At 76.7% G+C, this 5,636-nt stretch carries 5 protein-coding genes; 2 read left to right on the plus strand and 3 right to left on the minus strand.

The annotated features are described in order from the left end of the window. The first annotated feature begins 263 nt into the window (after window positions 1-263). Entirely contained in the window at window positions 264-1,841 is a 1,578-nt protein-coding gene (lnt, locus tag ACFVYI_RS14715) for an apolipoprotein N-acyltransferase (RefSeq protein ID WP_387885049.1), read from the plus strand. 39 nt (window positions 1,842-1,880) lie between these two features. On the opposite strand, the gene ACFVYI_RS14720 is transcribed toward lnt, so the two are convergent. Both ACFVYI_RS14720 and ACFVYI_RS14725 read right to left on the minus strand, forming a co-directional pair. Continuing rightward, window positions 1,881-2,648: a VOC family protein gene (locus ACFVYI_RS14720; RefSeq protein WP_387885051.1), complete on the minus strand. Its 768-nt coding sequence runs from the start codon at window positions 2,646-2,648 to the stop codon at window positions 1,881-1,883. An 11-nt stretch (window positions 2,649-2,659) separates the two neighbouring features. After that, window positions 2,660-3,568, minus strand: a complete 909-nt coding sequence (locus tag ACFVYI_RS14725) for an NADP-dependent oxidoreductase (RefSeq protein ID WP_387885054.1) — start codon at window positions 3,566-3,568, stop codon at window positions 2,660-2,662. A 271-nt stretch (window positions 3,569-3,839) separates the two neighbouring features. Between ACFVYI_RS14725 and ACFVYI_RS14730 the strand changes: the two genes are divergently transcribed. Beyond that, window positions 3,840-5,051, plus strand: coding sequence for an amidohydrolase (locus ACFVYI_RS14730; protein WP_387885056.1), 1,212 nt, complete (start codon window positions 3,840-3,842; stop codon window positions 5,049-5,051). Window positions 5,052-5,078: 27 nt separating this feature from the next. On the opposite strand, the gene ACFVYI_RS14735 is transcribed toward ACFVYI_RS14730, so the two are convergent. Continuing rightward, window positions 5,079-5,582, minus strand: coding sequence for a DinB family protein (locus ACFVYI_RS14735; protein WP_387885058.1), 504 nt, complete (start codon window positions 5,580-5,582; stop codon window positions 5,079-5,081). Window positions 5,583-5,636 lie beyond the last annotated feature (54 nt).

Consider the following 5,636-nt stretch of genomic DNA (forward strand, 5'->3'; position numbering starts at 1 on the left):
CGGGCTGGGGGGGCGGTGGGGTTTTGACCGGGGGCGGGTGGGGGGGGGCCGGGGGTGGTGGGCCGGGCGGGGGCCGCCCCGCCGCGGGCCCGCGGGGGCCCCCCCCCCCACGACGTCACGGACGGCCTGCGCGCTCCCGCCACTCGTCACCCGACGGGTTCGGCCGTCACCCGACGGCCACCCGTCGCCCGACCGCCCGACCGGCGTCAACACCGTGTGCCCAAACGTGGCACCGGCTCGCGGTCGAGCGGACAATACGGGGCATGTCCCGCCGCCTCACGCTGCCCCGGCCCGCCCTCGGGGCGTCCACCGCTCCGGACCGCGCCGTCCGGGCCCACCGCTACCGCGCCCGGCTGGCCGCCCTGGCCGCCGGGGCGGTGCCGGTGCTCGCCTTCCCGGCCCCCGGGGTGGCCGCGCTCGCCTGGGTCGCGCTGGTACCCGGCCTGCTGCTGATGCAGCGGGCGCCGAGCGCCCGCGAGGCGGCGGTCCGGGGCTGGTGGTTCGGCGCGGGGTTCATCCTCACCGGGATGTACTGGCTGATCCCGTCCATCGGCCCGGCCCTGCCGCTGCTCGCGGTGGTCTTCGGCGTGCTGCAGGCCGGGGTGGGACTGGTCGTCCACCGGTTGCTGCACCCGCCGCTGACCGTCCGGCGCGCGCTGCTCGCCCTGGCCGTCGTCCCCGCCGTCTGGCTGACCACCGAGTACGCGCGCTCCTGGCACGCCCTCGGCGGTCCGTGGGCGCTGCTCGGCGCCACCCAGTGGCAGCACCCGGCCGTCCTGGCGCTGGCCTCGGCGGGTGGGATCTGGCTGGTCAGCGCCGCCGTGGTGACGGTGAACACCGGCGTGCTGATCGTCCTGACCGCCGCCGGGTGGCGGCCGCGCGCCGTGGCGGCCCTGGCCACCGTGCTGGTGCTCGCTGCCGGACCGCTGCTGTTCGCGCTGCGCGCCGCGCCGGCCGGCGCCGGGACGGTCACCGTGGCCCTGGTCCAGCCCGGGATCGTCGAGGACCCGCAGGCCCGGTTCGAGGCCAGTGCGGCCGCCACCGCCGCCCTGGGCGGCCGGCCGGTCGACCTGATCGTCTGGGGCGAGAGCAGCACCACCGCCGACCTGGAGCGCGACCCGGCCACCGCGGCCCGGCTGAGCCGGCTCTCCGCCGTCACCGGCGCCGAGATCCTGGCCGGCGAGGACGCCCGCAAGGCCGACGGGCGGATCTCCAAGGACGCGGTGCTGATCTCCCCCGCCGGCACGATCGACCGCTACCGCAAGATCCGGCTGGTGCCGTTCGGCGAGTACATCCCGCTGCGCCCGCTGCTGGGCTGGATCGCCGGGGTCAGCCGGGCGGCGGGCGAGAACCGGGCCCCCGGCAGCGCGTTCCACGTCCTCCCGGCCACCGACCGCGCCGGGGCTCCGCTGCCGGTCGGGGCGCTGATCTGCTTCGAGTCGGCCTTCCCCGACATGTCGCGGACGGCCGCCCGGGACGGCGCCCGGGTACTGGTCTACCAGTCCTCGACCTCGACCTTCCAGGGCACCTGGGCGCCCGAGCAGCACGTCTCGCTGGCCGCGATCCGCGCCGCCGAGACCGGCCGCCCGGCCGTCCAGGCCTCGCTCACCGGGGTCTCGGCCGCCTTCGACGCGCAGGGCCGCGAACTGGCCCGGTTCGGGACGGACCGCGCCGGGGCCCTGACCGTGCGGCTGCCGCTCACCGCACCGTCCGCGCTGACCTGGTACGACCGGATCGGCGACGTGGTGCCCGCCGCCGCCCTGCTGGTGACGGCCGGCACGGTGCTGGCCGGCCGGCGCGGTCGGACCGGACGGCGCGGGCCGGGGCGGGCCGCCGGGTAGCGCCGCCGGGCCGGCGGCCCGGCGGTCCGTCGGGGCGGCTCAGCCCTCCGCCCCGGCCAGGTGCACCGCGAAGGCCGCGCCCTGCGGGTCACGCAGCACCGCGATCCGGGGCCCGTCCGGCATCGAGGTGGGCGGCATCAGGACGTCGGCGCCCAGGTTGCCGGCCCGAAAGACGGTCACGTCCACGTCCGCGACCGCGAAGTAGGGCAGCCAGTGCGGCGGCACCTGCGGCGGGAAGCGGTCGTCCATCGTCAGCATGCCGCCGAAGTCGGCGTCGGCCAGGCCCCACTGGGGGTAGACCTCGGAGGGGCGGACCGTCCAGCCGAACACCGCCGGGTAGAACGCCCGGGCGCCGTCGGGATCCCGGGTGAGCAGCTCGACCCAGCCGAGCGCACCCGGGACGTTCAGCACCTGGAGGCCCGCCAGCGACTGCGCCTGCCAGAGCCCGAACAGCGCGCCGGACGGATCGGCGGCGACCACGAACCGGCCGAGGCCGAGCGCCTCCATCGGCTCGACGACGATGCTCCCGCCGGCGCCGGTGATCCTGGCGGCGGAGGCGTCCGCGTCGTCGACCGCGAAGGAGACGCTCCAGGCCGTCGGCTGCTCCTCCCCGTACAGCGGGGCGACGGCGGCGGCGATCGCGCCGTCCAGCTTCATGAAGGTGTAGTCGCCGGCCTCCGGCGGTGCGTCGATCTCTTCGGCCCGCCAGCCGAACAGCTCACCGTAGAAGACCTTGGCGCCGTCCGGGTCGGAGCTGCCGTGCTCCACCCAGCAGGGCCCGCCGACCGTCACTGCCTGCTGCTTCATCTCGCCTGCTCTCAGCCGATGTCGAGGATCAGTTTGCCGCGTGCGTGCCCGGACTCGACCAGCGCCAGCGCCTCGGCCGCGCGGGCCAGCGGATGGCGGCCGGTGAGGTGCACGTCGAGTTCGCCGGCCGCCACCAGCGCGGCCAGTGCGGCCAGCGTCCCGGGGGTGGTGGTGCGGGTGAGGAAACGGCCGCCGAGCTCCGCCGCGGTGGCCGGGTCGACGGTGGAGACCAGCTTCGAGCGGTCGGCCAGTGTCTCGGCGGCGGCCCGCAGGGCGGGCCCGCCGACCAGGTCGAGGATGCCGTCCACGCCGTCCGGTGCGACCGCCCCGATCCGCTCCGCCACACCGTCGCCGTAGCGCACCTGCACCGCGCCCAGCGACTCCACGTAGCCGCGGTTGGCGTCGCTCGCGGTGCCGACGACCCGGATCCCCCGGCTGCGGGCGATCTGCGCGGCCACGCTGCCGACACCGCCCGCGACGCCGAGGATCAGCAGCGTCCGCCCGGCCCCCACTCCGACGTCCCGGACCCCGTCGTCGGCGGTCGCGGCCGCCACCGGGAGGGTCGCCGCCTCGGCGAACCCGAGGGCGGCGGGCTTGACCGCGCTCATCGCCGCGAGCAGCAGCGTCTGCTCCGCGTAGCCGCCCGCCGCCGCGATCCCGAACACCTCGTCCCCGGGGGTGAACCCCGTGACGTCCGGGCCGATCCGCTCCACCACCCCCGCCGCCTCCTGGCCCAGCACGGCGGGCAGCTCGCGGTCCCGCCCCAGGAGTCCCCGGCGGATCTTCCAGTCCACCGGGTTCACCCCGGCCGCCCGGACGGCGATCGCCAACTGTCCGGGGCCGGGTTCCAGCACCGGCCGGTCCAGGAACTCCTGAGTCTGCGGACCGCCGTAGTCGACGAACCCGAATGCCTTGACCATCCTCGATCCACTCCTTGGCTGGGCCCCTCCCCCGCCCCAGCATGCGGCCCGCCCCGGCCCCGGTCCGCCGCTGCTGCGCCGAACGGGCGTGCGCCCCCGCCCGGGGCGGGGCGGCGAGGCCCCGCTCCAGCCGCGCGGGCGGGGCCGGCCCGCCGGCCACCGCCCGGAGCCGGCCTGTCCCACCACCCCGGAATCGAGCGGGAGTTGACGAAGCGTGCCGCCGTCGGGTTGGTTGGTGCCACCGACAAAGCCCACCAGATCAGGAGGAACCATGACCCCGGCCACCGCCGCCACCGTCTTCCGCGACATCCGGCCCTTCGGCTCGGCCACGCCCGCCGAGCTGATCGCCGTCGACGGAGTGGTGGTCGCGCAGGTGCCCGAGGGAGCGCGGGTGGAGGTCGTGGAGGGGCGCGGGCGGATCGCGCTGCCGACCCTGGTGGACGCGCACATCCACCCGGACAAGACCGCCTGGGGCGAGCCCTGGTACAGCCGGCGCCCGGCCGGCGGCCTGCCGGAGTACGTGCGGGGCGACGTGGAACTCTACGAGCACCAGCGCACGCCGCTCGCCGAGCGGGCCGAGCGGCTGCTCGCCCACGCGGTGACCCGGGGGACGCGGGCGGTACGGGCCCATGTGGACGTGGCCCCCGCGTACGGCCTGGCGGGGGTGGAGGGGCTGGCGGCCGCACGGGAGCGGCTGGGAGCGGCGCTGGACGTCCAGGTGGTGGCCTTCCCGCAGCACGGGGTGCGCCGGACGCCGGGAGCGGGCGCGCTGCTCGCGGAGGCGGCGGCGAGCGGGCTGATCGACGCGGTCGGCGGGATCGACCCGGCCGGGTTCGACGAGGCCGGGGCGGACGGCGAGGGCCCGGCGCAGCTCGACCAGGTCTTCGGCCTCGCCGAGCGGCACGGCCTCCGGCTGGACGTCCACCTGCACGACACCGGCGAGCGGGGCCTCGCCCCGCTGCGCGACATCGCCGCCCGGACGAAGGCCGCCGGGCTGCAGGGGCGCGTGGTGGTCAGCCACGCTTTCTGCGTGCCGGAGCTGACCGGCAGCGGACTCGACGTGCTGGCCGAACTGCTGGCCGGGGCCGGCATCGGGCTCACCACCGTCGCACCCTCGGCCCACCAGGTGCTGCCCTTCCGGGAGTTGGCGGCACACGGCGTGCGGGTCGGGCTCGGCTCGGACGGTGTGCGGGACTCCTGGAGCCCGTTCGGCAACGCCGACATGCTGCACCGGGCCCATCTGCTCGGCTGGACCACCGACGCGCGGACCGACGCACAGCTGTCCGAGTGCTTCGCCCTCGCGGCCGCCGGTGGCGCCGAGCTGCTGGGCCTGCCCGCCGCCGACCTCGCCCCGGGTTCGCCCGCCGACTTCATGCTGCTGACGGGCGAGTGCCTGCCCCAGGTGGTGGTCGACCTGCCGGAGCGCGAACTGGTCGTCCGGGCCGGGCGGGTGGTGGCACGGGACGGCGTCTTCCTGGGCTGACCGCGGTGCCGGGCCGCCCCCGGCGCGTCAGCCCCGGTCGTGGTCCCCCGTCCGCCCGTCGATCAGCTCGCGCACGATGTCCATGTGGCCGGCGTGCCGGGCGGTCTCGGTCGCCATGTGGATCAGCACCCAGCGCAGCGACACCTCGTCGCCGAACCAGGCCCGGCCGAGGTCGTCGAGCGCCAGCTCCTCGATGACCTGGTCGGCGCTCGCCCGGGCACGGGCGTAGAAGGTCAGGACGTCGGCCGTGGACTCGCCCGGCCGCACCCGCAGGTCGGACTGCTCGTCCTCGTCGAGGTCGAACGGCAGCGGACCGGTCGCACGGCCGAACGTCTGGCAGAACCAGCCGAGTTCGACCCCGCCGAGGTGCTTGACCAGCCCCAGCAGCGACGTCCCGGACGCCGTCATCGGCCGACGCAGCTGCTCGTCGTCCAGCCCCTCCAGCTTCCACAGCACCGCGTCGCGGTGCCGGTCGAGAGCCGCGAACAGGCTCTCCTTCTCCGCCCCTTGGAAGGGCACACGCTTCGTCATGCGCGGACCATAACAGGCGGCCGGGCCGATGGGACCGTCAACGTCCCATCGGCC

Origin of the sequence: Kitasatospora sp. NPDC058218 (assembly GCF_042882445.1) — a bacterium.
Taxonomy (GTDB): Bacteria; Actinomycetota; Actinomycetes; order Streptomycetales; family Streptomycetaceae; genus Kitasatospora.

What these genes read in the sequence shown, in the direction of transcription:
- lnt (WP_387885049.1), top strand. Translation starts at nt 264, where the DNA reads ATGTCCCGCCGCCTCACGCTGCCCCGGCCCGCCCTCGGGGCGTCCACC.
- ACFVYI_RS14720 (WP_387885051.1), bottom strand. Translation starts at nt 2,648, where the DNA reads ATGAAGCAGCAGGCAGTGACGGTCGGCGGGCCCTGCTGGGTGGAGCAC.
- ACFVYI_RS14725 (WP_387885054.1), bottom strand. Translation starts at nt 3,568, where the DNA reads ATGGTCAAGGCATTCGGGTTCGTCGACTACGGCGGTCCGCAGACTCAG.
- ACFVYI_RS14730 (WP_387885056.1), top strand. Translation starts at nt 3,840, where the DNA reads ATGACCCCGGCCACCGCCGCCACCGTCTTCCGCGACATCCGGCCCTTC.
- ACFVYI_RS14735 (WP_387885058.1), bottom strand. Translation starts at nt 5,582, where the DNA reads ATGACGAAGCGTGTGCCCTTCCAAGGGGCGGAGAAGGAGAGCCTGTTC.